Annotated in this window: 21 protein-coding genes and 2 pseudogenes; 8 read left to right on the top strand and 15 right to left on the bottom strand. The window is 74.8% G+C overall.

Features of this window, described 5'->3' with window-relative positions; translation table 11 throughout:
* Together ACSNOD_RS05320 and ACSNOD_RS05315 are read right to left on the bottom strand one after the other, a co-directional pair.
* On the bottom strand, positions 1–1,099 hold a 1,099-nt coding region (locus ACSNOD_RS05320; RefSeq protein WP_436765557.1), incomplete at its 3' end, for a serine hydrolase domain-containing protein.
* Positions 1,100–1,258: 159 nt separating this feature from the next.
* Positions 1,259–1,906, bottom strand: coding sequence for a TetR/AcrR family transcriptional regulator (locus ACSNOD_RS05315; RefSeq protein WP_436765556.1), 648 nt, complete (start codon positions 1,904–1,906; stop codon positions 1,259–1,261).
* A 116-nt stretch (positions 1,907–2,022) separates the two neighbouring features.
* Between ACSNOD_RS05315 and ACSNOD_RS05310 the strand changes: the two genes are divergently transcribed.
* From ACSNOD_RS05310 to ACSNOD_RS05295, 4 genes are all read left to right on the top strand, one after another.
* Positions 2,023–2,244 carry a hypothetical protein gene (locus ACSNOD_RS05310; RefSeq protein WP_436765555.1) on the top strand — a complete coding sequence of 74 codons (222 nt, stop codon included), beginning with the start codon at positions 2,023–2,025 and terminating at the stop codon, positions 2,242–2,244.
* A gap of 3 nt (positions 2,245–2,247) precedes the next feature.
* Positions 2,248–2,388: a hypothetical protein gene (locus tag ACSNOD_RS05305; protein ID WP_436765554.1), complete on the top strand. Its 141-nt coding sequence runs from the start codon at positions 2,248–2,250 to the stop codon at positions 2,386–2,388.
* 92 nt (positions 2,389–2,480) lie between these two features.
* Entirely contained in the window at positions 2,481–3,113 is a 633-nt protein-coding gene (locus tag ACSNOD_RS05300; RefSeq protein WP_436765553.1) for an AAA family ATPase, read from the top strand.
* Positions 3,114–3,221: 108 nt separating this feature from the next.
* Positions 3,222–4,418 carry a hypothetical protein gene (locus ACSNOD_RS05295; RefSeq protein WP_436765552.1) on the top strand — a complete coding sequence of 399 codons (1,197 nt, stop codon included), beginning with the start codon at positions 3,222–3,224 and terminating at the stop codon, positions 4,416–4,418.
* Between the two features lie 71 nt (positions 4,419–4,489).
* Here the strand turns inward: ACSNOD_RS05295 and ACSNOD_RS05290 are convergent, their stop codons facing one another.
* Positions 4,490–5,302, bottom strand: a complete 813-nt coding sequence (locus ACSNOD_RS05290) for a glycine betaine ABC transporter substrate-binding protein (RefSeq protein ID WP_436765551.1) — start codon at positions 5,300–5,302, stop codon at positions 4,490–4,492.
* A 163-nt stretch (positions 5,303–5,465) separates the two neighbouring features.
* On the opposite strand from ACSNOD_RS05290, the gene ACSNOD_RS05285 reads away from it, so the two are divergent.
* The gene (locus ACSNOD_RS05285; RefSeq protein ID WP_436765550.1) at positions 5,466–5,825 is read left to right on the top strand and encodes a winged helix-turn-helix transcriptional regulator; all 360 of its coding nucleotides are present in this window, start codon (positions 5,466–5,468) and stop codon (positions 5,823–5,825) included.
* On the opposite strand, the gene ACSNOD_RS05280 is transcribed toward ACSNOD_RS05285, so the two are convergent.
* Both ACSNOD_RS05280 and ACSNOD_RS05275 read right to left on the bottom strand, forming a co-directional pair.
* The gene (locus ACSNOD_RS05280) at positions 5,798–6,697 is read right to left on the bottom strand and encodes a cytochrome c oxidase assembly protein (RefSeq protein WP_436765549.1); all 900 of its coding nucleotides are present in this window, start codon (positions 6,695–6,697) and stop codon (positions 5,798–5,800) included. The genes ACSNOD_RS05285 and ACSNOD_RS05280 overlap by 28 nt on opposite strands.
* On the bottom strand, positions 6,694–7,185 hold the full coding sequence (locus ACSNOD_RS05275; protein ID WP_436765548.1) for a DUF2243 domain-containing protein: 492 nt from the start codon (positions 7,183–7,185) through the stop codon (positions 6,694–6,696). Before ACSNOD_RS05275 ends, ACSNOD_RS05280 begins: the two co-directional genes overlap by 4 nt.
* 284 nt (positions 7,186–7,469) lie before the next feature.
* Here ACSNOD_RS05275 and ACSNOD_RS05270 point away from each other — a divergent pair, with 284 nt between their 5' ends.
* On the top strand, positions 7,470–7,661 hold the full coding sequence (locus tag ACSNOD_RS05270; protein WP_436765547.1) for a hypothetical protein: 192 nt from the start codon (positions 7,470–7,472) through the stop codon (positions 7,659–7,661).
* A gap of 159 nt (positions 7,662–7,820) precedes the next feature.
* On the opposite strand, the pseudogene ACSNOD_RS05265 reads toward ACSNOD_RS05270, so the two are convergent.
* Together ACSNOD_RS05265 and ACSNOD_RS05260 are read right to left on the bottom strand one after the other, a co-directional pair.
* A pseudogene (locus tag ACSNOD_RS05265) lies at positions 7,821–8,186 on the bottom strand (response regulator transcription factor); the annotation flags it as partial.
* Positions 8,185–8,779 (bottom strand): annotated as a pseudogene (locus ACSNOD_RS05260) (sensor histidine kinase); the annotation flags it as partial. The pseudogenes ACSNOD_RS05265 and ACSNOD_RS05260, both read right to left, overlap by 2 nt.
* A 284-nt stretch (positions 8,780–9,063) precedes the next feature.
* Here ACSNOD_RS05260 and ACSNOD_RS05255 point away from each other — a divergent pair.
* Positions 9,064–10,770, top strand: a complete 1,707-nt coding sequence (locus ACSNOD_RS05255) for an amidohydrolase (protein ID WP_436765546.1) — start codon at positions 9,064–9,066, stop codon at positions 10,768–10,770.
* Between the two features lie 65 nt (positions 10,771–10,835).
* Complete coding sequence (locus ACSNOD_RS05250) at positions 10,836–11,843, top strand: LuxR C-terminal-related transcriptional regulator (RefSeq protein WP_436765545.1); 1,008 nt, start codon at positions 10,836–10,838, stop codon at positions 11,841–11,843.
* Positions 11,844–11,948: 105 nt separating this feature from the next.
* On the opposite strand, the gene ACSNOD_RS05245 is transcribed toward ACSNOD_RS05250, so the two are convergent.
* The 8 genes from ACSNOD_RS05245 to ACSNOD_RS05210 form a co-directional block, all read right to left on the bottom strand.
* Positions 11,949–13,790, bottom strand: a complete 1,842-nt coding sequence (locus tag ACSNOD_RS05245; RefSeq protein WP_436765544.1) for an IclR family transcriptional regulator domain-containing protein — start codon at positions 13,788–13,790, stop codon at positions 11,949–11,951.
* Positions 13,783–14,397: an RNA polymerase sigma factor gene (locus ACSNOD_RS05240; protein ID WP_436765543.1), complete on the bottom strand. Its 615-nt coding sequence runs from the start codon at positions 14,395–14,397 to the stop codon at positions 13,783–13,785. The genes ACSNOD_RS05245 and ACSNOD_RS05240 overlap by 8 nt, the downstream gene beginning before the upstream one ends.
* The gene (locus ACSNOD_RS05235; protein WP_436765542.1) at positions 14,391–14,666 is read right to left on the bottom strand and encodes a hypothetical protein; all 276 of its coding nucleotides are present in this window, start codon (positions 14,664–14,666) and stop codon (positions 14,391–14,393) included. The genes ACSNOD_RS05240 and ACSNOD_RS05235 overlap by 7 nt, the downstream gene beginning before the upstream one ends.
* A gap of 234 nt (positions 14,667–14,900) precedes the next feature.
* Complete coding sequence (locus tag ACSNOD_RS05230; RefSeq protein WP_436765541.1) at positions 14,901–16,784, bottom strand: M48 family metalloprotease; 1,884 nt, start codon at positions 16,782–16,784, stop codon at positions 14,901–14,903.
* Positions 16,785–16,880: 96 nt separating this feature from the next.
* Positions 16,881–17,378 carry a hypothetical protein gene (locus tag ACSNOD_RS05225; RefSeq protein WP_436765540.1) on the bottom strand — a complete coding sequence of 166 codons (498 nt, stop codon included), beginning with the start codon at positions 17,376–17,378 and terminating at the stop codon, positions 16,881–16,883.
* 31 nt (positions 17,379–17,409) lie between these two features.
* Positions 17,410–18,063: an adenosylcobinamide amidohydrolase gene (locus tag ACSNOD_RS05220; RefSeq protein ID WP_436765558.1), complete on the bottom strand. Its 654-nt coding sequence runs from the start codon at positions 18,061–18,063 to the stop codon at positions 17,410–17,412.
* Between the two features lie 290 nt (positions 18,064–18,353).
* On the bottom strand, positions 18,354–19,415 hold the full coding sequence (locus tag ACSNOD_RS05215) for a saccharopine dehydrogenase NADP-binding domain-containing protein (protein WP_436765539.1): 1,062 nt from the start codon (positions 19,413–19,415) through the stop codon (positions 18,354–18,356).
* 115 nt (positions 19,416–19,530) lie between these two features.
* Positions 19,531–20,112, bottom strand: coding sequence for an N-acetyltransferase family protein (locus ACSNOD_RS05210; RefSeq protein ID WP_436765538.1), 582 nt, complete (start codon positions 20,110–20,112; stop codon positions 19,531–19,533).
* Positions 20,113–20,197 lie beyond the last annotated feature (85 nt).

Below are 20,197 nucleotides of genomic sequence, written 5' to 3'. Positions count from 1 at the left end.
GTTCGCCGTCGCGGGTGGCGGCCGTCCGGGTCACGGAGCCGGTGATCTCGCCGCTGTGGCCCCAGACCGTGACGCCGCATGCCGTGAGTGTCTGCGACCTGACCCCCAGGCCGTACGACCCGCCGCCCTTCAGCGCGCGGGTGGTGAACATGTCCTTCTGCTGCGCGGGAGGCAGCAGTTCACCGCGCAGCAGGGCGCGGAAGAAGACGTTCAGATCGCGGGTGGTCGAGATGATCTCACCGGACGCCCCGGAGACGGACGGGTTGAGAGAGGTGACGTCATGGGCCGGGGCCGCGGGGTCCTTCACATACAGCGTGGAGTAGTGCCGCCCGTGCGGGCCGGGTATCGACGACGACGTGCCGGGGACCGTGGTCCCGCGCAGGCCGAGCGGCTCGATGACGCGCCGCTTCACCTCGGAGGCGTACGTGTTGCCCGTGGCCTTTTCGATGACCATGCCGGCCAGGATGCCGGCCAGGATGTAGTTGGTGTTGGAGTAGTGCCAGTCCTCGCCGGGGGCGAAGCGCGGCGGGTGGGCGAGGCCGATCCGCACCAGTTCCTCCGGCGTGGCCCCGTCGTACCGGTGGGCGAGAAACGCCTCGCCGGTGTACTTGGCGAGGAACCGCTCGTCGTCGAGGTAGTCGTACAGCCCGCTGGTGTGCTGGAGCAACTGGCGCAGCGTGATGCGGCGCCCGTCGTTGTCGTTGCCGCGCACCAGGCCGGGCAGCCATCTGTCCACCGTGTCGTCGATCGACAGGCGGTACCGGGGCTCGGCGGCGAGCTGCAGCAGAACGGTGGCGGTGAAGGGCTTGGTGAGGCTGCCCGTCCGGAACCGGTCCTGCGGCAGGCGCGGACGGCCGGTCCGCAGATCCGCCACGCCGGAAGCGCCTCGCCAGACCTCGCCCCCGCGGTCGACCCGGGCCAGGACGCCGGGCGTCCCCGCGCGGGTGATCGCGTCGAGGGCGTTCTGCGTCGCGGGGTGGTGGGAGGCGCCCCGCGGTGCGGCGGAGGCGGAGGCGGGGGCGGCCGCGGTGACGGCGGCCGCGGTCGCGGCCGTCAGCGCCAGGGCGACCAGTGTGCGGGGTAAGGCGTAGCGGGCCATACGGGGTTCTCCGTCCCTCGCTGGATCAGTATCCGGAAGGACTCATGACCCCGCTGTCGGGTTGATCGCCGACTGCCCGCTGCCGCCCCGGCCGTCCACGCCGAGACCGGCCGGCCATGCGCCGGTCCCGAAACGCCCGAGACCGGCCAGGCCCCGAGGTCAGCGAGGGGCGAGGCCGAGGACGCCTGCGGCGGCGCCGGCCACGAGGGTCTCGTCGTGGGGGGCCTGGCCGGCGAGGGCGATCGACGTGCCCTCGATCGCGCCGACGAAGGCGAGGGCCACGGCGTGGGCCGGGGGGCCGTCGGGGATCGAACCGGTCCCGCGCCCCGCCTCGATGAGGCCGGCGCAGAGCTCGGTCAGTTCCCGGTAGGCGTTCTCCACTTCGCGGCCTACGGGGTGGTCCTGCCCGGAGAACTCCAGGCGCAGCGCGGTGGCGATCCGCGCGATGTCGCGACGGCAGAACACGGCGTGGCCGCGGGCCAGGGTGAGCAGGGCCGCGAGCGGGTCCGACTCCTGCTCGACGAGCCGGCCCACCTCCTCGTCCCAGGTCTCCATGACCCACTGGCTCACGGCCAGGGTCAGATCCTGCTTGTCCTTGAACTGGTGGTAGAGCGCGCCCCGCGTGTACCCGGCGTCCCGGGCGACCTGTTCGAGCACGAGGTTGCCGTAGCCGTAGCGGGACAGCCCGCGGGCGGCCGACTCGATGAGGGCGGCACGCGTACGGGCCCTGCGATCGGCCTGCGTGGCACGGCGAGGGCCCGGCGCGCCCGGTCCATCCGATCGACCACTACCACTACCTACATGCATGCACGTATGTTACTCGACGCGGGCGCGGGGCCGGCTTGGCCGCCCTCGGGATGGCGGGTGGCCGCGCCCGGGCGAGCGGCGGCCGCGCCCGGGGCGGCCGGTACTGTCAACCGGCTATGGTGAAAAACGATCAACGTGAACCTGGTGCGCTGGCCTCGACGAACCGGGCCATCACCGGCTGTGGCTGCTCCTTCGCCGCCCTGTGCGCCCTGCCTTTCCTCTGGGGCCTCCTCTGCGTGTTCCTGCCCGAGGGCGTGTTCTGGGTTCCCTTCCGGCTGGCGGCCGTGGTGTGGAACGGCCGGGACGGCGCCGGAGGCATCAGTGGACTGTGGGGGTAGCTCGTGAAGACCTGCTGTGGAGTGCTCGCCGCCATGGTCGCCGTATGGGTGCTGCTCGGACTGTTCGTGTCCGACGGCTTCTTCTACGCCCCGCTCGTGGCCCTCGCGCTGGTACGGGTGCTCATCGACGGCAAGCACGGCTAGCGCGTGTCCCGGTGGCCACGGTCCCGCCGTCCGCGGCCGTGGAGCTCGCGGCATCCGGGAACGTCGTCCCCGCTGTCCCCTAGGGTCGGGGCATGCTCCTATGGATCAACGGCCCCTTCGGTGGCGGCAAGACGCAGAGCGCGTACGAGCTCCGGCGGCGGCTCCCGGGCAGCGTGGTGTGCGACCCCGAGCACGTGGGTTTCGGGCTGCACCGGATGACCCCTCCCGCGCTCCGCGGGGACTTCCAGGACCTGTCCGCCTGGCGGCAGGGCGTGTTCGAGGTGCTCGACTTCACCCTCACCCGGCACCGGGGAACGGTGATCGCACCGATGACGCTCGTCGAGCCGGCCTACTTCCGGGAGATCGTCGGCCGGCTGCGGGAACGCGGCCATGACGTCCGGCACTTCGCCCTGCTGGCCGAGCGCGAGACCGTGCTGCGACGGTTGCGCGAGCGCGGCCTCGGGCACGCCGCGCGATTCCTCACCGGCAAGGACGCCGGCCTGCGGCGGGAGAGCTTCGCCGTCGCGAAGCTCGACCTCTGCCTGGAACGCCTGCGCGGGGACGAGTTCGCCGAGCACGTGTGGACCGACCGGCTGACCGTCCCCCAAGTCGCTGACCGCATCGCCGCGTCCGCCGGGCTGACCCCGCTGCCCAACACCGATGGCCCCCTGCGCGGAGGACTGCGCCGAACCTGGACAGGGGTCAAGCACATCCGGATCTTCTGAGACGAGAGCCCGCCCCGCGGGGACGGCCCGTGACGAGCGGGCGGTAGAAGCCCGTCAAAAGTCGTAGGACGCCCTGCCCACGAGCCCGGCGACGGCTACGGTGCTCAGGTGGCGATCACAGAGGAGGACACGGCACCCGGCACCGCGCTGCTGATCGCGGCCGCGCCGATCGGCAAGGGGCGGCTCATCGACGCGACGAGCGCCCTGTCCCCGCTCGCGGCGGTTCCGCCCAGCGTTCTCACCGGCACCGCCGCGGCGACCGTCATCGAACTCGCCGACCCGCTCGACCCGCAGACCGTCCTCACCCGCGTCCGCGCCGCGGCCGCCGCGCGCGGCCCCCTCTCCCTCTACCTCGCCGGGCAGCTCCACCTCGACACCAAACAGCGCCTGGTCCACCTCGCGCTGGCCCGCTCCACCCCGGCCACCCTGCGCTACACCGCCCTGCCCTGGCACTGGCTGGCCGGCGAGCTCGCGCCGCGCCGCCCCGGCACGACCACCGTCGTCGCCGACCTGGTCGCCGATCCGTCCGCCTGGACGCGGGTCCGCGCCGACGGGCTCGTGCTCGGCCACGGGGTTCGCCTGTACGGCCGTGTCGCCCCGCCGCCGCCCCGCCGCGGGATCGCGGAACCGGCCTACCTCAAGGCCATGGCCGCCGCCTGGCGCAGGGGCGTCAACCCGCCGCTCGCCCAACTCCACGAACAGGCCGCCGCCCGGGCCGGCACCGAGGACGCGCTGATCCTCACCGCCGACGCGCCGCCGTCGACGCCGCCCCGCCCGGGCGACGCGTGGGCCCCGGCCCGTCCGGCGGCCGATGCCGAACCGGACCCGCTTCCCGCGATCCTCGCCGCCGCCCACGCCGGCCGGCACGGCGAGGCCGCCTCGCTCGCGGCCCTGGGCGAAGGCCGGACCCTGCGCACCCACGGCGCGGGCTCCGCACAGGCCCTGCACTGGCTGGAGGTACGGGCCGACCTCGCCCGCCTCGCCGGCGACCCGGCGCGCAGCTGCCACCTGTGGATGGCGGCCGCCGACGCCCGCCTCGCCCGGCAGCAGCCACCGGACGACCCCGCCGTGGTGGGCGCCGTGGACCGCGCCCACCACCAGTGGCAGCAACTGCGGGACCCGCGACAGGCCCGAGAGCTCGGGCCCCCGCTGGTCGCGCTGCGCCGCCGCGTCCCCGGCCGGCGCCCCGGGGCGGTCGAAGCCGTCCAGCGCCGCCTGGAACTGCTGCACACCATGCCCTCGGCACCCTCGGCACCCTCGGCACCCTTGGAGCCCTTGGCAGGGGCGCGTCACGCGGCATCCTGACGCCGGGAGCCGCCACCAAGAGGCCCGCCACCATGTGGCCCTCGCCGTGGAGCCGGTCACCCCGGAGCCGATCACCCCGGAGCGTCCAGGCGTTCGACGCCCTCGTTGCCGAGCCACAGCGTCGTCAGGCGGGCCAGGGCCTGAGGGTGGATTCGGGGCAGGGCGTCGAGCCGTACGACCGGGCAGGCGGCGTCGACGGTGCCCAGCAGGCCCATGGGCTCGTCCAGTGGCCGCAGGCCATGGCGCAGATTGAGGTACTGGGGGCGCCACAGGGGGATGACGAACCACTCGCGCGCGGCGATGCCTCGTTCGACCCGTTCGACGAATCCGGCCTCGGTGCCGGGGACGAACCGGTAGCCGTGCCGGTCCAGCCCGTAGGCACCGACCATCCGCGCGGAAAAGCGGCTGATGCCGGCGCCGGGGTTGATGCCGTCGATGACGCGGGTGAAGCGGGCGGCGACCTCCGGGCGCGCCAGGTCGGCCACCTCGCGGACGGCGTCGGCCGGTACGTACGGCGGCACCGCCCACAGGCAGTAGGGGTCGTAGAGGGGTGGCAGCACGCGTACCCGCTCGCGGTACGGGGCGAGGTAGGCGCCGTGGCTGGAGGGCAGCCACGCCGAGACGAGGATGTCGACCTCGCCGGCCGCCTGGAGGGCGAACAGCCGTTCGTGCGGCGCCTCGACGCCGGTGACCGTGTGCCCGTGGGCCTCCAGGATCTGGCGGACCACCGCGGCGGTCGCGCGGTGGAAGGACAGGGCGATGCTGCCCACCGTCAGGTGGCCGGTGGGTGATGGGCCGGTCGGTGATGGGTCGGTCGGTAAGGCGCCGGTCGGTGAGGGGCCGGCCGTCGGCTGCTCGCCGGTGTTCCTGGCTGGAGTGTTCATCTGACGTCCTGTCATGGTTTCCCGATGGAACGGAAGCGCCGCGACGGTACCCAGCACGGACTAGTTACCCACAAGGCCCACTAGTATCCAAAAGGAAGCAGGAAGCGAGGGGAGCGCGGGAGGGCGCCCCGGCCACGACGGAGACGAGGGAGGACGGCGCACGGTGAGGAACTGCGCAACGGGCCGGCACGATCACCACGACGTCTACGCGGCCCAGTGTCCCTGCCGCGATGTGCTCGACCTGCTGGCCAACAAGTGGTCCGCGCTGGCGATCGGCGCGCTGGAGGACGGCCCGCGACGCTTCGGGGCCCTCCGCAACCGACTGGAGGGCGTCAGCCCCAAGGTGCTGACGGCCACTCTGCGCCGCCTGGAGGCCATGGGGTTCGTCACCCGTACGATCCACCCCGCCGTGCCCCTGCACGTCGAGTACGAGCTGACGGCTCTGGGGCACAGCGTCGCCGAACCGCTCGCCGGGCTGCGCACCTGGGTCGAGCGTCACCTCGACGAGATCACGGCCCCCTGACGCGGCCGCGCGCGGTGGGCGCGGCCGGTGGCGGCGTACCACTGGGCGGCCAGCGCGACGGCGAGGGCGACGTCGACCAGATCGCCGCCGTAGTACATCAGCCGCGCCCCGGTGCGCAGATCCGGCGGAGCGAAGGCGGTGCCGGGTGGCGGGGCGACGTACAGGCTCTTGGCGAGGACGGCGTGGGCGGCGCCGGCGGCCAGCAGGGTCAGGCCGCGCACGGCCGGGCTCCAGCGGCGGCGTACGGGGTCGAGCTGGCAGACCGCGAAGGCGAACAGCAGCCCGGCGGCCGGTACATGCACATGCACCAGGGCGTGCAGCAGGGGCCGGTGCCCGGTGGCCGCGAACAGTTCGGTGCGGTACAGCACCCACAGGCCGCCGATGTCCAGCAGCGCCGCCAGGGGAGGGAACACCAGCCACCGGGCGGGCCGCCCGTGCGCCACGGCGAGCAGCCCGCGTCGTACCCGGCCGGGCGGCAGAACGCGCAGCGCGAGGGTGAGGGGGCGGGCGAGGACGAGCAGCAGGGGGGCCGCCATGCCGACGATCAGGTGCTGGGCCATGTGCGCGGTGAACGGCCCGCCCAGCGGTGTGCCGCCGCCCGGCATGCCGCCGCTCGGCAGTGCGCCTCCCGACAGCCCGACGCCTCCTGACAGCCCGGCGCCTCCCGACGCCCAGGCGAGCGCGGCGCCGCCGACGGCGAAGGACACGTCCCGCGACCGGGGCCAGGCGTCCCCGCGCCGCCGCAGGCTGGCGGCGGCCAGCAGATACGCGGCGGCCGCGAGCAGCGCGGCAGCGGCGACGACCGGCCCGACCAGCCCCGCGACGCCGACGCCCGCGCCGGCCGGGCCGGGGTGGAGATGGGCCGGTGTCACGACGGCGGGCCCGTGCGGGTGGGGCGGGCGGCGCGCGCGGCGAGGGCGGCGCGGGCGGCCAGCGCGGCACCGACGAGCAGCAGCGCCAGCCCGCCCAGGTTCCATGCCCAGTCGTAGGGGGTGACGTCCACGCCGTAGCGGATCTGGTGCAGCCGCAGCAGCTTGTGGTCCACGATGCCGTCGAAGAGCTGAAAGGCGCCCAGGCCGAGGAAGAACCCGGCCCGGGCGTGGGCGGCGGCCAGGGCGCGGCGGCGGCGCAGGTCGGCGAGGAGGAAGAACCCGGCGACCAGGCCCAGCAGCTCGGCGGTGTGCAGCAGGCCGTCGGAGAGCAGGCCCACGCCGGTGGTGGAGCGGTCGTAGAAGTGGTGCCAGCCCAGGATCTGGTGGAAGACGATTTCGTCGACGGCGGCCATGACGGCCGCGCCGATCAGGGCGCCCACCGCCAGGGACCGCCGGGGCCGGCCGGGACTTCCCTGCCTTCCCGGCATTCCCTGCCTTCCCGGCCCGGGCCCGGGGTGCTGCTCAGGCTGCTCAGGCCGCTCGCCGGGAGCGTGGTCGGGGGACGACTGGCTCATGAGGAGTGTTCCGCCTTCCTGAGAGGGAGCCGGGGGGCGCCGGGGGCCGGCGGCACCGTCGCGGGTCACGCCTGACGGCCGGGCCGCCCGGTGTGGGTGATGGCGCGTGGTGACGTCCGGGGCCTCGTGTGTGTTTGGTGCGGATGGTTGCGGTTACCCGCTTCATCGACAAGCACCGGGCGGAAGGAGCAGAGCCGATGTCGAACCCGCAACAGCCCGAGCTGCGGCGCAGCGACAAGGGAGCGAGCACCCCGCAGGACAGCCAGGCCCGCAAGGCGGCGGAGCCCACGAAGGGCCACGGTCGCGCGCACGGCACGGATCGCGGGGACAAGGGCGGGGGCCGCGGCGGCGGCACGCCTCCCGAGCAGCAGCCCGACCACCCGGCCTGAGCGGGCCGCGCGGCACGGAGCGGCCGTGCCCGCCGCGGGAGGCGCGCGGCGGGCACGGCTTCCGTATGCGCGCCGGCCCCCGCTGATGGGTGAGGCCGGTTCGCCGACGGGCGGGGTCAGGCCCGCCGATACCCGAGGCCGGTTCCCCGACGGGCGAGCTCAGGCCCGCAGGTACGCGAGAACGGCCAGCACCCGGCGGTGCGTCTCGTGCGCCGGAGGCAGGTCCAGCTTGGTGAGGATGCCGCTGATGTGCTTGCCGACCGCGGCCTCGGACACCACCAGCTCCCGTGCGATCGCGCCGTTGGACCTGCCCTCGGCGATCAGCGCCAGCACCTCGCTCTCGCGCGGGGTGAGCCGCTTCAGCGGATCGCGGCGCCGGCGCAGCAACTGGCGCACCACCTCGGGGTCGACCACCGTCCCGCCCTCCGCGACCTCCCGCAGGGCGTCGACGAACTCCTCGACCTGCCCGACGCGGTCCTTCAGCAGATAGCCGACCCCCGAGCCGTCACCGGAGTCGGGGAGCTCGTACACCCAGGATCAGCCGCCCGTCGGAGTGACCGCCGGTCACCCGGGCGCGGGGCGGCCCCGCTGTGCTCGGCGACGGCGCCGAGCGCCTCGCAGACGACGAAGTACGCCGCCGACTCCACCGACGGGGGAAGGCAGACCGGCAGTTCGAGTTCGATGTCCACGGGCACCGTCGAACGGTCCCCGGCGTCGGCGACCGCGGCCTCGAGCCCGTAGTCGGCCAGGACCTGCGGATGGATGCCGTGGATGAGCTCGCGCAGCTCCGCGAGCGCCCTGCCCGCCTCCTCGTGGGCCCTCGCGAGCTGGTCGGCGAGCGGGCCCGGCGGCGCGTCCAGCCGGGCCAGGCCGAGCGTCATGGTCAGCGCCACCAGCTGCTGTTGGGCGCCGTCGTGCAGATCGCGCTCGATGCGGCGCCGCTCCGCCTCGAAGGCGTCCACCAACCGGGCGCGGGAGCGGGCGAGTTCGACGACCTCGGCGTCCAGCTCGCCCTCGCGGGAGGCGATCAGCAGACGGGTCAGCCCGGCCCGGGCGCCCGCCGCGACACCGAGCGCGTAGGCGCCGAGGAGCACGAGCGGCAGGCCCAGCACGGCCACGGCTAATGGGAGCCGAGGCGCGCTGCCGGCCGCGGCCCTTATCGGTCGAACAACCGATCCCCCGGCCGCCCGCCGGCCCATAGGCTCCTCTCGCGCGGCCGGCCGGCGACCCCCACTCCGGCACGTACGGCCCCCCACCGCGCCCCCGCCCCCGTACCCCCGTGGGCGGCGTGGCCGGACGCCGCCGCGCCGGCCGTACGGAGCGGTCGCAACCGCTCGTACGGCCAGCGCGGCGCCGCGTCCGCGTCCGCGCCCGACAGCTCCATCGAGAGAAGGACACCCCCTTGCCTCCCACCCCCGCGGACCTCGTCCTCGTCAACGGCACGGTCCTGACCGTCGACTCCCGCTTCACCGTCGCCTCCGCGCTGGCGGTCACCGACGGCCTGGTGAGCGCGGTCGGGGACCGGGACGAGGTCATGGCGCACGCCGGGCCCGCGACCCGGGTCGTTGATCTGAAGGGCGGGACCCTCCTGCCCGGCATCAACGACGCGCACCTGCACGGCTGCGCCTTCGGCATGACGAAGCCCCCGCTCTCCCTCGACGTCGCCCACCCCGCCGTGACGTCGATCGCCGACGTGGCCGAGGCCGTGCGGAAGGCCGCCGAGGAGACGCCGGCGGGGGAGTGGATCACCGGGCACGGGTGGGACCCCGCATACCTCGACGAGTGCGCCGCCGACCCCTCCCGGCTGCCCACCCGACACGACCTCGACCCGGTCAGCCCGGACCACCCCGTCCTGCTCTACTCCAACTCCGGCCACGCCACCTGGGTGAACTCCGCCGCCCTCGCCCGGGCCGGGGTGGACCGGAACACCCCCGTCCCGCCCGGGGCGGTCATCGTCACCGACCCGGCGGGGGAGCCCACCGGCCTGCTCCAGGAGGGCGCCCAGGACCTCGTCCACCGCGCCTTGCCCGCCCTCTCCCCGGACGTGCGCGCCGACGCCATCAGGACCACCCTGCGCGCCCTGGCCCGCCTCGGCATCACCAGCTACACCGAGCCGGGCCTGGGCCCCGGCGGTGACGCGCTGATGCGCGGCGCGCTCGCCCACAGCACGCTCGACGTCTACCGGCGCCTGCTGGCCGACGGCGAACTGACCGCGCGCGTCAGCGTGCTGCTCCTGCCCACCGGCATGACCAGCACCGCCGAGGACTTCGTGCGGGCCCTGGCCGGCCTGGACGAGCCCCCGTCCGCCGACCCGCGCCGCCTCAACATCGTCGGGGTCAAGCTGTTCGCCGACGGCGTCCCGGTCAACAAGACGTCCTGGATGCACGAGCCGTACGTCGGCGGCGGCTGCGGCTCCCTGTGCGTCGGCGGGGACACCGACGAGGAACGCGCCGCCCAGATCGCGGAGATGATCCGCTGCACGCACGCCGCCGGATACCAGGCCGGGGTCCACGTCACCGGCGACCGTGCCATCGACACGGTCGTCGACGCCTTCGCCGCCGCGGCCGTCGCGCACCCCCGGCCCGACGCCCGGCACTATGTCATCCACGGCGACTTCCTCACCGCCCGCAGCATGCGCAAGCTCGCCCGGCACGGGTTCGGCGTCAACATGAACCCCACCATCAAGTGGACCGTCGCCGACATCGAGGAGGAGTTCGTCGGCCCGGAGCGGGCGGCGTACGAGTGGCCCTACCGGGACGCGATCGACGCCGGCGTGACCGTCACCAGCGGCTCCGACGCGCCCGTCACGCTCCCCGACTGGCGGCAGGGCGTCTCCACGATGGTGCTCCGCGAGTCCAAGGCCAGCGGCCGCGTCAGCGGCCCCGACCAGCGCATCCGGCTCGCCGAGGCGATCCGCACCTACACGGCCGACGCGGCCTGGCAGGACTTCGCCGAGGACTGGAAGGGCACGCTGGAGGTGGGCAAGGTCGCCGACCTGTGCGTGGTCGCGGGCGACCTGCTGACCGCCGACCCGCACGACATCCCGGGCCTGCCCGTCGTGTTCACCGCCGTCGGCGGCGACGTCGTGCACGACGAGCTCACCGCTTGAGCACGCCGGACTCACCGTTCCACCACCCGTTTGACCACCAGCGGCCCGATGATCATCCTGAACGGATGTCAGTGAAGCAGAGCACGACGTCGGACGTGCTGAGCGCCGCCCTGTACGTGCGGGAGACCGCGCGCCGCGCCGCCCGCGGGGCGGCCGGCGCGGACACCGTCCTCACGGCGCTGTCCGCGGTGATCGACCACGACCACGCGTCGCTGTCCCGCTGGGACCCGCTGCGCCGCCGCCACCTCACGCTGGCCGGCACCTACCCGGCCGGCGTCACCCGGTACATCGAGAACCGCCTGCACGACGACCCCGGCTTCTCGCTCATCCGGCACGCGGCGGACACCACGCGCTGGTGGCGCGACGTGCCGGGCCCGGTGCGGCGGACCTCCAGGGGGTTCCACGAGGTCCTCCAGCCCCTGGGCGTCGAGGACGGCGTGGCCCAGTGCCTGTTCGCCGCGGACGGCAGATACGTGGGCATCCTCAACGTCAGCACCACCCGCGCCCCGTGCGACCGGCCGGCCGTACGGGCCGTGATGACCCTGCTCGGCGAGTGCCTCGCGGCCGTCGCCGACCCGCTGCTCGGGCCCCGCTCCTCCGGCGGCCCGAGCGGCCCCGGCGACGCCGTGAGCGGCTCCTGCACCGTGTTCGTGCCGGACGGCGGGAGCGCCGCCCCGGTCGTGGTGAGCGGCGAGCCCCTGCCCGGACTCACCGAGCCCGGCTCCCCGCTGGCGGCCATCCTGCGGCGGGCGGTGGCCCGGCGCGAGGCACCCGCCACGGTGCTGGTGCCGTACCGCCGGTGGACCCTCGAACTGCGCCTGACCCGCCAGGACGCCGGTACGGTCGTGGTGTGCCGCACCGTCGCCCGCCCCTCGGCGCTCTCCCCGCGCGAGCTGGAGGTCCTGGCGGAACTCACCCAGGGCCGGACCAACCGGGAGATCGCCGAGCGCCTCTTCCTCAGCCCGCGCACGGTCGCGACCCACATCGAGCACATCCTCGCCAAGCTCGACGTCCCCAACCGCGCGGCCGCGGCCGGCCGCGCCGTCGCCTGGGGCCTCGAACCGGCGTCCTGACGCGGCGCTCGGCCGGGCCGGGGCCCCGCCCGTGACGGGTGCCCGTCCTGAGATGGGTGCCCGCCCGGAGATGGGTGCCCGTCCCGTGAGGGGTGCCCGCCGTCGCTAGACGCACTCCGCCAGTGGGCGCATCGGCACCCAGGTGCCGTCTATGGCGACGGGCACGGCACCTCCCGCCGGCGACGCGCGCTCGCCGTCCGGGGCCTCGCTCGCCTCCTCCGTGGCGCCCCCGCCCGGGCCGGTCTCCTCCGGCGCCCGGTCGGCCGCCGTGGTGGGCTGCGGCTCCGGACCGGCGGCGGCCGGCGGCGCGGCCACGGGCGCGGAGGCGGAGAGCAGAACGCTGCTGGGGGGCACGACGGCGATGTCCGACTGCGCGGTGGTGGTCCTTTCGATCGGCGGATCTCCCGCGAGCAGCAGGGAGAGCAGAACGGCGGTCGACCGGCCGGTCAGGGTGTGCACGGCTTCTCGCAGGCGGTGTTGCTGGGCGACGGGCAGCGAGAGGGCCAGGCACTCCGCCTGGCCGCCGAGCCGCAGCGGAATGGCCACACACACCTCGTTGATCGAGTACTCGCGGAGGTCGAACTGCGGCGCGTGCGGGCCGCGACCGTCGATGTCGCGGAACAGGGCCCGGTAGTCGGTGATGGTGCGGGAGGTGAAACGGGCGATGCGATGGCGGGAGAGGTGGTCCATGCGCTCGGAGAAGGAGAGCTGGGCGAGCAGGCTCTTGCCCACGGCGGTGGCGTGCGCGGACGCCTTGAAATCCACCCACTCGTAGACGCGGGGCGCCTCCGGGCCGTCGGCGAACCGTGAGATGGCCACCTCGCCGTCGGTGTAGCTGCTCACGTACACCGCCGCCCGTACGGCGTCCCGCAGCGCCGCCAGGGTCTGCTGCATCGCGTGCTCGGCCTGCCCGCCCTCGCGCCGGGACAGCGCCAGGAGCGTGGGGCCGGGGATGTAGCCGCCATCGGCCAGGTACTCGGCCAGATCGTGCCGGCACAGCCAGTGCAGCAACTGCTCCAGCACCTGCTTCGGCAGGCTGGTCGACTTCGCCAGCTCCGCCGGGCTCAGCGCCACCGTCGAGCCGTGGAGCACGTGCAGGATGCGCAGCGCCCGCTCCACCGCCCGCCACTGCCCCGGCGCGGGGCTGCGCCCGGGGAGTTGGCGCGAGGCCACGGTCAGCCGCGGTGGGCGGAGCGGGCCCGGCGACCACAGCGCGCTGCGGCCGGGGAGGTCCGCGCCCGGCGCGTCGCCACCGTGATCGGCGGTGAGCGGCGCGCCCTCCGGGGTGGGGTGCGCCGACGGGTCGTCCGGGGCGGGGAGCTCGTCCGGGCAGGCCGGGGGCCCGGCGGAGGGCGTCGGCACGGGGGAGTCGGTCACGTTGCTCGCGACGCCGCTCGGCGCTCCGGTCAGACAGGCGCGGAGCTCTTCGACGAACTCGGGGTCCTGGGCTTCCCGGGGTTCCTGGGCTTCCTGGCCCCGCCGGTCCTCCCGCACCCGCCGGTCCTCCCTGGCCTCCCGAACCTCCCTGAGGTCCCGGACGAGGGCCTGGGCGTCGCCGTGCCCGAGTTCCGCCGCCTCGGCGACGAGGAGCGCGACCGCCTGCCGTTCCTCGGCCCCGCACTGCCGGTGCACCACGACGGCCAGCCGGAAGACCGCGCCCGGGTGCTCCTGGGCCGCCGCCTCGCCCAGCCACGCGGCGGCCGCTCTCAGCTCTCCGCGCCGCAACGCCTTCGACCCGAGGCGGTAGCAGGAGTTGGCGTGGGAGCGGGCCTCCTTGCACCCCGCCGTCGCGTCACCGTCCGGCAGCGGCGCCCCCCAGTCGCCCTCCGGCCGGTCCCAGAAGTCCGGCCGCCCCTCCAAGAGGGCGAGCAAGGCGGTGAGCCCGGCTGGGACCGCCGGCCCCGGGCGCGCGCCGCGGTCACCGTCGTACCTGCTCACATCACTCACCAGAGTCCTCTTCCCCGCGCCGCTGTTCTTGTTGCTGTCCTCGGCGGATGCGCCCCTCGAGCCTGCGCCGCAGCTCCTCGATCGCCCGCTTGCGCTGGACCCGTACCTGCCCCAGGGGTATCCGGAGCTCGGCCGCGATCTCCTCGTCGCTGAAACCGCGGCTCTGCAGCTCCACCACATCCCGGCGCTGGGTGGCGTTCATCGCGCTGATCGCGGGGAGGACGACGTCCTGGAGCTCCCAGGGGCGCTCGTCGGCCGGACCGCTCCGCTGGACCAGCCGGTCCAGGTCGTCGTCCGCCACGGCGAGCAGCCGGTTCCGGCGAAAGCCGTCCACCGCCAGGTTCTCCGCCGTCACCAGCAGATAGCCCATCAGATCGCGGTCCGGACCGATGCCCGTGTCCAGGCACTTCCTCGCCGCCTTGAGGAACGCCTCCTGAGCGACGTCCTCACGCTGCGCGAGCGGCATGCCGGGGAACTTCCGCCCCAGGAAGCGGGCCGCCTGTTCCATGTAGTCGGGATAGACGGCCAGGAGGCGTTGCCCCACGTCACCCTCCAGGCGCAGCAGCGCGTCGCCGGAGACCTCACCGGAGACCTCGTCGGCTACCACAGACCAGGCTCCTCGCGGCGCTCCACCGCCGTACGGACCGTCACGGCCGTCCACACGGTCAGCACACCGCCGTCGGCCGACTCGTGCCGGAGGACCTGGCGAACGTGGGTGTACGACCCGGAGGACGGGGAGGCGGCGGGCGACGCCTGTCCACGGCGGGCCGGGCGTCCGGACGGCCCCACGGCCCAGGATCGGTACCACACGGCACCCAGCGCGTGCACCGCGCTCACCACGACCGGGACGAGTCCGGCCCATTCCCAGGACGACATGCAAGAGGCTCCGCATCTTCCGTAGGTGGCGACGCGATGCGCGCCGTCACCTCGTTACGCAGCGAAGGCCCCGGAAATTAACAGCCGACCGGCAGAGCACCAATGTGACCGATGGACGCACAAAGACTGATCACAATATTGTCGACTCGGATCGAACGGGCCCTCGGCGGCGACTCGTTGTCAGCGGGTCCTCGTCCTGTTCCTCGTCCTCGTTCTCGCCTCGTCAATGAGTTCTCACCGAGCCCTCGGCAGGGCGTCCGCCATCAGCGTCGACCGCATCCGGAACGTGGCATGGGCCATGCGCGCCGTGGCGTACTGGATCTCCACGGGGAGCGGCGGCGCCTCGGGGCCGGCGTTGGAACGGGTGCCGGGGCCGCGTCCGGGACGCGCGCCGCACAGCGTGTCGCCCGCCTTCTCCACGGCCTTCAGCAGGTCCTCCCACAGGCTCCGCCCGTGCGACTCGGGATGGGCGGGCAGGGACCGGGCCCCGCCCAGGGCCCGCCGGACCTCCGCGCAGTGCTCGGACCGGGCCCGCCACGCGGCGGTGCCGGGGGCCGCGGCCGCGAACGCGGACACCTCGGCGTCCAGGGCCCGGCCGATCCGGTCGCTCGCCCTTCGTCCGCCGTCCTCGAACCACCGGTCGACGGCCGCGCGGTCGGCCTCGTTCCAGCGCGGCAGGGGCGCCGGGCGGTACGCGGGCGGCAGGGCGTCGACCGTGCCGAAGGGAGCGGCCCGCGGCGGGCCGTCCCGGTTCAGCACACCCAGGGGGTCGAGACCGAACAGCGCCCCGACGACGCCCGCGACCAGAAGGGCGCCCCACCGGCGGCGGGCCCGCCGCCGGGCGTGTTCCGGCGCGTCGTCGCGCACTGTCGCGGGCGGTGCCACCGGGACGCGGTACGGGTCCCTCGGCGGCAGGACGAACAGGCTCGCCCCGACCAGCAGTGGCGCCAGCAGATACGTGCCGACGGCCGTCGCCCACGGCGGCCACGTCTGGCTCTCCGTCCTGTTCAGGATCAGGTGGGCCAGCGCCAGGACCGCGCCGAAGAAGAGCAGCGCCCGGAGCGTGGACCCGGAGGAGTCGACCGCCAGGGTCCGGGTCAGCGACTGGTGCCGGTGGGTCCAGTCGGGGTGCGTGCGCCACAGCCGGCGGAACCACTGGGCGGCCGCCCTGCCCGCCGCGCGGGCCCCGGTGGCGGGCCGCCCCGGGCCGGCCGAGGACCGCGCGGCCCACACCGCCGGGTCCGCGCCCAGCGAGACCGCGTCGAAGTCGGCGACCAGCTCCCGGCTGCGGAGCACATCCGCCCGGGCCAGGAGGACGAGGGCCACGAGGAACGCGCTGAAGAGCACCTCCTCGACCCCGGGGGCGGTCCGCGACCAGTGGAAGCTCTCCGCGCCCAGCCACTCCCGCGCCACCAGCCCGGACTGCAGGAGGACGTACGGGATCAGCACCGCCGACAGAAAGCAGCGCCACAGCGCGACCGTGAGGTAGGTGATGTCCACGTCCCGGTTGCGCAGATGCGCCAGTTCGTGCAGGACGACGGCCTCGAACGTACGGCGGTCCCGCGCGCGACAGGCGACGAGACCCCCGTAGAGGCAGACGGTGTAGCGGCCCGCCCGCCCGAAGACGTACGCCCCGGCCCCGGACCGGCTGGGGTCCATCACGAAGTCGGGCCGACGGGCGAGCCGCGACCGGCGGGTGAGCTCGTCCAGGTGCTCGACCAGGGTGGCCGGGAGGGCCCGCCCGAGCGCCGGACAGGGGCGCGCCCCCGGGCGGTCCACCACCGGCACCAGTCGCCTGCGCCGCCACCGCGGCAGACACCAGTACAGCAGCAGGGCCGCGCCGGCGAGCAGGGCCGTACCCAACAGGGAGAACCGCAGGCCCTCCGCCTCCAGGCGCAGCCGGCAGTCCGCGAAGCCGCTGTCGGTCCAGAGAGCGGCCCTCCCCAGGGCAGTGTTGAGATCCAGGTCGGCCACCCGGACGCATTCCCGGAAGGAGCTCTCGGCCCGGAGCGCCGACACCGTAGCGTTGATCATGGAAACGCAGGCGATCGACATCACGCACAGGAGCATGAGGAAGTGGAGCGTGGTGCCGCGCGCCAGGACGCCGCGGGAAGTCATCGTCGTCAAGTCGTCCCCGGCCCGCCCCCCGTGTCAGATCCGACAACCGTGTGTTCGTTGTGTTCGTCGTGCGTTCGCCGTGCCCGGCCCGGCGTCTCAGCCGGCGCCGTCGCCCGTGCGCTCCGGCATGCGTTCCGGCTCCCGGCCGGCGCTCCGGGCGAGGCAGGACACCACCGTGTCGGCGAGGGCCCCGGCCGCCGCCGCGTCCAGGCCGGCCCCTCCGGCCCGTTCCTGAACCTGCCGGTGCACGGCGTCCAACTGCGCCGGCGAGAGCGGGGGAACGGTGACCGGGACGGCCGGCGCCCGACGGAAGCGCCGCGCCCACCGGGACCGGGCCCGCGCGAACGCCCCGTCCAGCACCGGCCCGACCCCGCGGCCGACCACTTCGGCCACCACCATCCACACCACGGGGGTGACGAGGGCGGTGGCCTCGGCGATCCCGAAGCCGAGGGTGTCCCCCCGGCGCCCGCGCGCGCCGAACAGCTCCGTCACCCGCTCCTCGGGCAGGGACTCGACGCCGTCGAGCAGGGGCAGTTCCTGCGGGGCGGCGCGGGTCACGACCTCCCGCACCACCTCGCGAAGCGTTGCGCTCATGCTGCCGCAGGGTACCGGGGGAACTTCCGGCTCAGCAGTTGTCGCGAGCCGCGAGCGCGGCGGCGTGCACGGCGCGGTGAACGGCGCGTGCGAGGCGTGCGCCCCACAGCGAGCGCGGCCCCGCGAACGCCTCGACCTCGCCGGCGGCGCCGCTGTCCACTCCGCCGTCGATCCCGTGGTCGGTCCCATGGTCGATCCCGTTGTCGGTCCCGTTGTCGAGGTCACAGCCGGCCCGGGGGCTCCTCGACGCGACGCACACGGCATCGGTGGGGGTCCCGGAGCAGTCGTAGCCGGCGTCCAGCAGCGCCTGCACCTTGGCCTCCGTGGCGGTGGCGACCGCGTTGACGAGAGCGGCGTCCGACAGGGCCACGGGCAGGGCGGCGATGATGTTGACCGTTCCGGCCGGCGGGGGACCGGTCCGTCCGGGCGCGGGGGAGGCGGCCCAGCCGGTCACCCCCAGGCCCGCGGTCACCACGGCCTCCACGCCACCGTCCTCACCGTGGGCGAAGCGGCCGACCTCCGCGGCGGTCATCAGCCCGACCCCCTCGCCCTCCAGCCCGGCCGCCCGCGCCCGCAGGGCCAGGTCCCGTACGGGGTCGGTCCCGCGGTACCCATGGGGCACCTGGGCGTTCAGCACCCAGGAGCGATCGCCCATCCCGCCGCCCAGGACCGCGCTGCTGACCATCCGCCAGCCGGGGCCGGCCCGCCACAGCAGCGCCCGCGGTGCCGCCTCCTGGCCGGGGGGAAGGCACTCGACGCGCAGCAGCGCCGGACCGGACGGGAGACGGGACGGGACACCGCACGGGACATCTGAGGGGACGAGGGGGGCGGGGGCGGACACAGGACTCCTGACGTGACGACGAGGACGGACGACCGGCCGATCGTAAGCGGCACCGCCGTCGACGCTTGCGGCCGATGCCTCCGCGCCGTCCCTCCCGCGCCGTGCCGCCCGGCGCCCTCCGTCAGGCGACTCCCTCAGGCGAGCACGGAGTCGAGCAGCGCCGCCCGCTCCGCGAGGTCGTCGACGGCGATGGGGAGGGCCAGGTCCGGTGCGATGTCGGCAACGGCCCGATGGGCGGCGGCGGTCAGGTGGACCGTGCCGTCGTCGTCGATGCGCTCGACACCGTCACCGCCGGCCATGCGCTCGTTGAAGGCGATCGCGTCGGCTTCGGAGAGCCCCGGCGGCAGGTCCAGGGCGACGGAGCCGTCGGCGATGCGGACCGGGTACCCGCCCGGCAGGCCGGCCGGCGCGGCCGTGGAATGGCGCAGCGGGCCGGCCCCGGGCAGCAGCGCTTCGAGGACGGGGACGACGGCGGCCGCGGTGACCGCGTTGTAGCGCGGGCCGGGCGCGAGCGGCGGCGCCTGGTAGGCGAGGGTGTCGTCCCGCCGCCCCTCCTCGCCGAGATACACCCGGCAGCGCCGGTCCGGCTCGGCGGGCCGGTTCGCCCGCATGACGTCGAACACCTGGGAGTGGTGCCCGAGCACACGGATCAGCGGCAGGGGCTGGTCCGGGCGCGCGGCGCGCAGGGCGGCGCGCACCCGCAGCTGCATCATGGCGGCGTTCCCGAGGCCGATGGTCGGGGCCAGGCCGAGGCGGGCCAGGACCGGCCCGGTGACGTCCGGGAAGGACAGGTTGGCCACCGGCCCGGTGAGGCCGGCCGCGCGCACGGCCCGCATCACGGAGAGGATCAGGGGCAGTTGGTACGGCAGCCGCAGGGCGAGCCCGGCCGCCTCCACCGCGCGGGCCGCCGGATCGGGGCGGCCGGACATCGCCCAGGGGCTGCGCAGCGAGGCGCAGTGCACGACCAGGTCGGGGCGGGCGCTGGTGAGCAGCTCGGCCACCTCGTCCTGTCGGTCCGCGTCGAGCCGGACCGCCTCGACCAGGCAGTCGCGGGCGCTGGCCACGGTCGCCGCGACGGCGTCGCCCGCGGTGGACCGGCCCGCCACCAGTACGCGCCGTACCCGGCCGCCGGCGGCCAGCCCGTCCGCGACCCGTTCCCCCATGTCACCCGCACCGATGATCAACACTGTGGTCATCGGGCGATCGTAGATCATTTCGCTTCGCTGGTGATCGAAAAAGCCGGAACGGTGCGGGTCACCGGAGAGGGGCGGGTGCGGGAGTGGGAAGAGCGCGTGCCGGGAGCCGAACTCGTCAGGCGTCGAGCGGTAGTTCCAGCAGTTCGGCCGAGGGCTGGAAGCCGGAGCGCCGGTAGAGAGGACTGCTGCGCTCGGACGGCCAGACGATCAGCGTGTCGAGTCCAGCGCCGTGTGCGTGCTGTTTCAGCGCGTCGAGCAGGGCCGAGCCGGCCCCCTGGTTGCGGTGCGCCGGTGTGACGAAGAAGTTCGTCACATAGCCGATCGGCGCGTTGTCGTCGTACGGCTCCGGCACCCTCTCCACCAGGCAGAGGAAGACGTGGCCGACGATCGCTGCCCCGGCCCCGGCCGTTGCCCCGGTTCCGGCCCCCGCCCTCGCTCCGCATTCGGCTTCGGCGACCCAGGCCAGCCAGTGGCCGCCGGTGAGCCGGTCGCGCATCCATCGCTCGGCCTCTTCCAAGGGCCGCGCCGGGGCCGTCGGCCTCCCTTCACGGGCCGCGTCCTCGCCCTCGTCCTTGCCCTCGCCCTCGTCCTTGCCCTCGCCCTTGTCCCGGTCCTCGTGCTTGAACGCCCAGCGCAGCTCGGCCAAGGCCCGCGCGTCGGTGGGCCGAGCCGGGCGGATGGTGAAGTCGGTGGTCATGACGCGATTCTCATTGCGCCACCGCGGTGAGGCGAAGCGATTTCCGTCCGGCCCGCGCGCCGCCCGGCCGTGAGCAGCGCGCGGG

Source organism: Streptomyces sp. URMC 123, from assembly GCF_051386515.1.
Lineage (GTDB): Bacteria > Actinomycetota > Actinomycetes > Streptomycetales > Streptomycetaceae > Streptomyces.
The sequence above is the reverse complement of the archived record's forward strand: the minus strand, read 5'-3'. Positions and strand labels throughout refer to the sequence as shown.

Coding starts and splice junctions, on each gene's coding strand:
- ACSNOD_RS05210 (WP_436765538.1), bottom strand. CDS start 20,112: ATGACCACCGACTTCACCATCCGCCCGGCTCGGCCCACCGACGCGCGG.
- ACSNOD_RS05315 (WP_436765556.1), bottom strand. CDS start 1,906: ATGCATGTAGGTAGTGGTAGTGGTCGATCGGATGGACCGGGCGCGCCG.
- ACSNOD_RS05270 (WP_436765547.1), top strand. CDS start 7,470: ATGTCGAACCCGCAACAGCCCGAGCTGCGGCGCAGCGACAAGGGAGCG.
- ACSNOD_RS05215 (WP_436765539.1), bottom strand. CDS start 19,415: ATGACCACAGTGTTGATCATCGGTGCGGGTGACATGGGGGAACGGGTC.
- ACSNOD_RS05220 (WP_436765558.1), bottom strand. CDS start 18,063: ATGGTCAGCAGCGCGGTCCTGGGCGGCGGGATGGGCGATCGCTCCTGG.
- ACSNOD_RS05290 (WP_436765551.1), bottom strand. CDS start 5,302: ATGAACACTCCAGCCAGGAACACCGGCGAGCAGCCGACGGCCGGCCCC.
- ACSNOD_RS05230 (WP_436765541.1), bottom strand. CDS start 16,784: ATGACTTCCCGCGGCGTCCTGGCGCGCGGCACCACGCTCCACTTCCTC.
- ACSNOD_RS05275 (WP_436765548.1), bottom strand. CDS start 7,185: ATGCCGGGAAGGCAGGGAAGTCCCGGCCGGCCCCGGCGGTCCCTGGCG.
- ACSNOD_RS05310 (WP_436765555.1), top strand. CDS start 2,023: ATGGTGAAAAACGATCAACGTGAACCTGGTGCGCTGGCCTCGACGAAC.
- ACSNOD_RS05250 (WP_436765545.1), top strand. CDS start 10,836: ATGTCAGTGAAGCAGAGCACGACGTCGGACGTGCTGAGCGCCGCCCTG.
- ACSNOD_RS05300 (WP_436765553.1), top strand. CDS start 2,481: ATGCTCCTATGGATCAACGGCCCCTTCGGTGGCGGCAAGACGCAGAGC.
- ACSNOD_RS05235 (WP_436765542.1), bottom strand. CDS start 14,666: ATGTCGTCCTGGGAATGGGCCGGACTCGTCCCGGTCGTGGTGAGCGCG.
- ACSNOD_RS05225 (WP_436765540.1), bottom strand. CDS start 17,378: ATGAGCGCAACGCTTCGCGAGGTGGTGCGGGAGGTCGTGACCCGCGCC.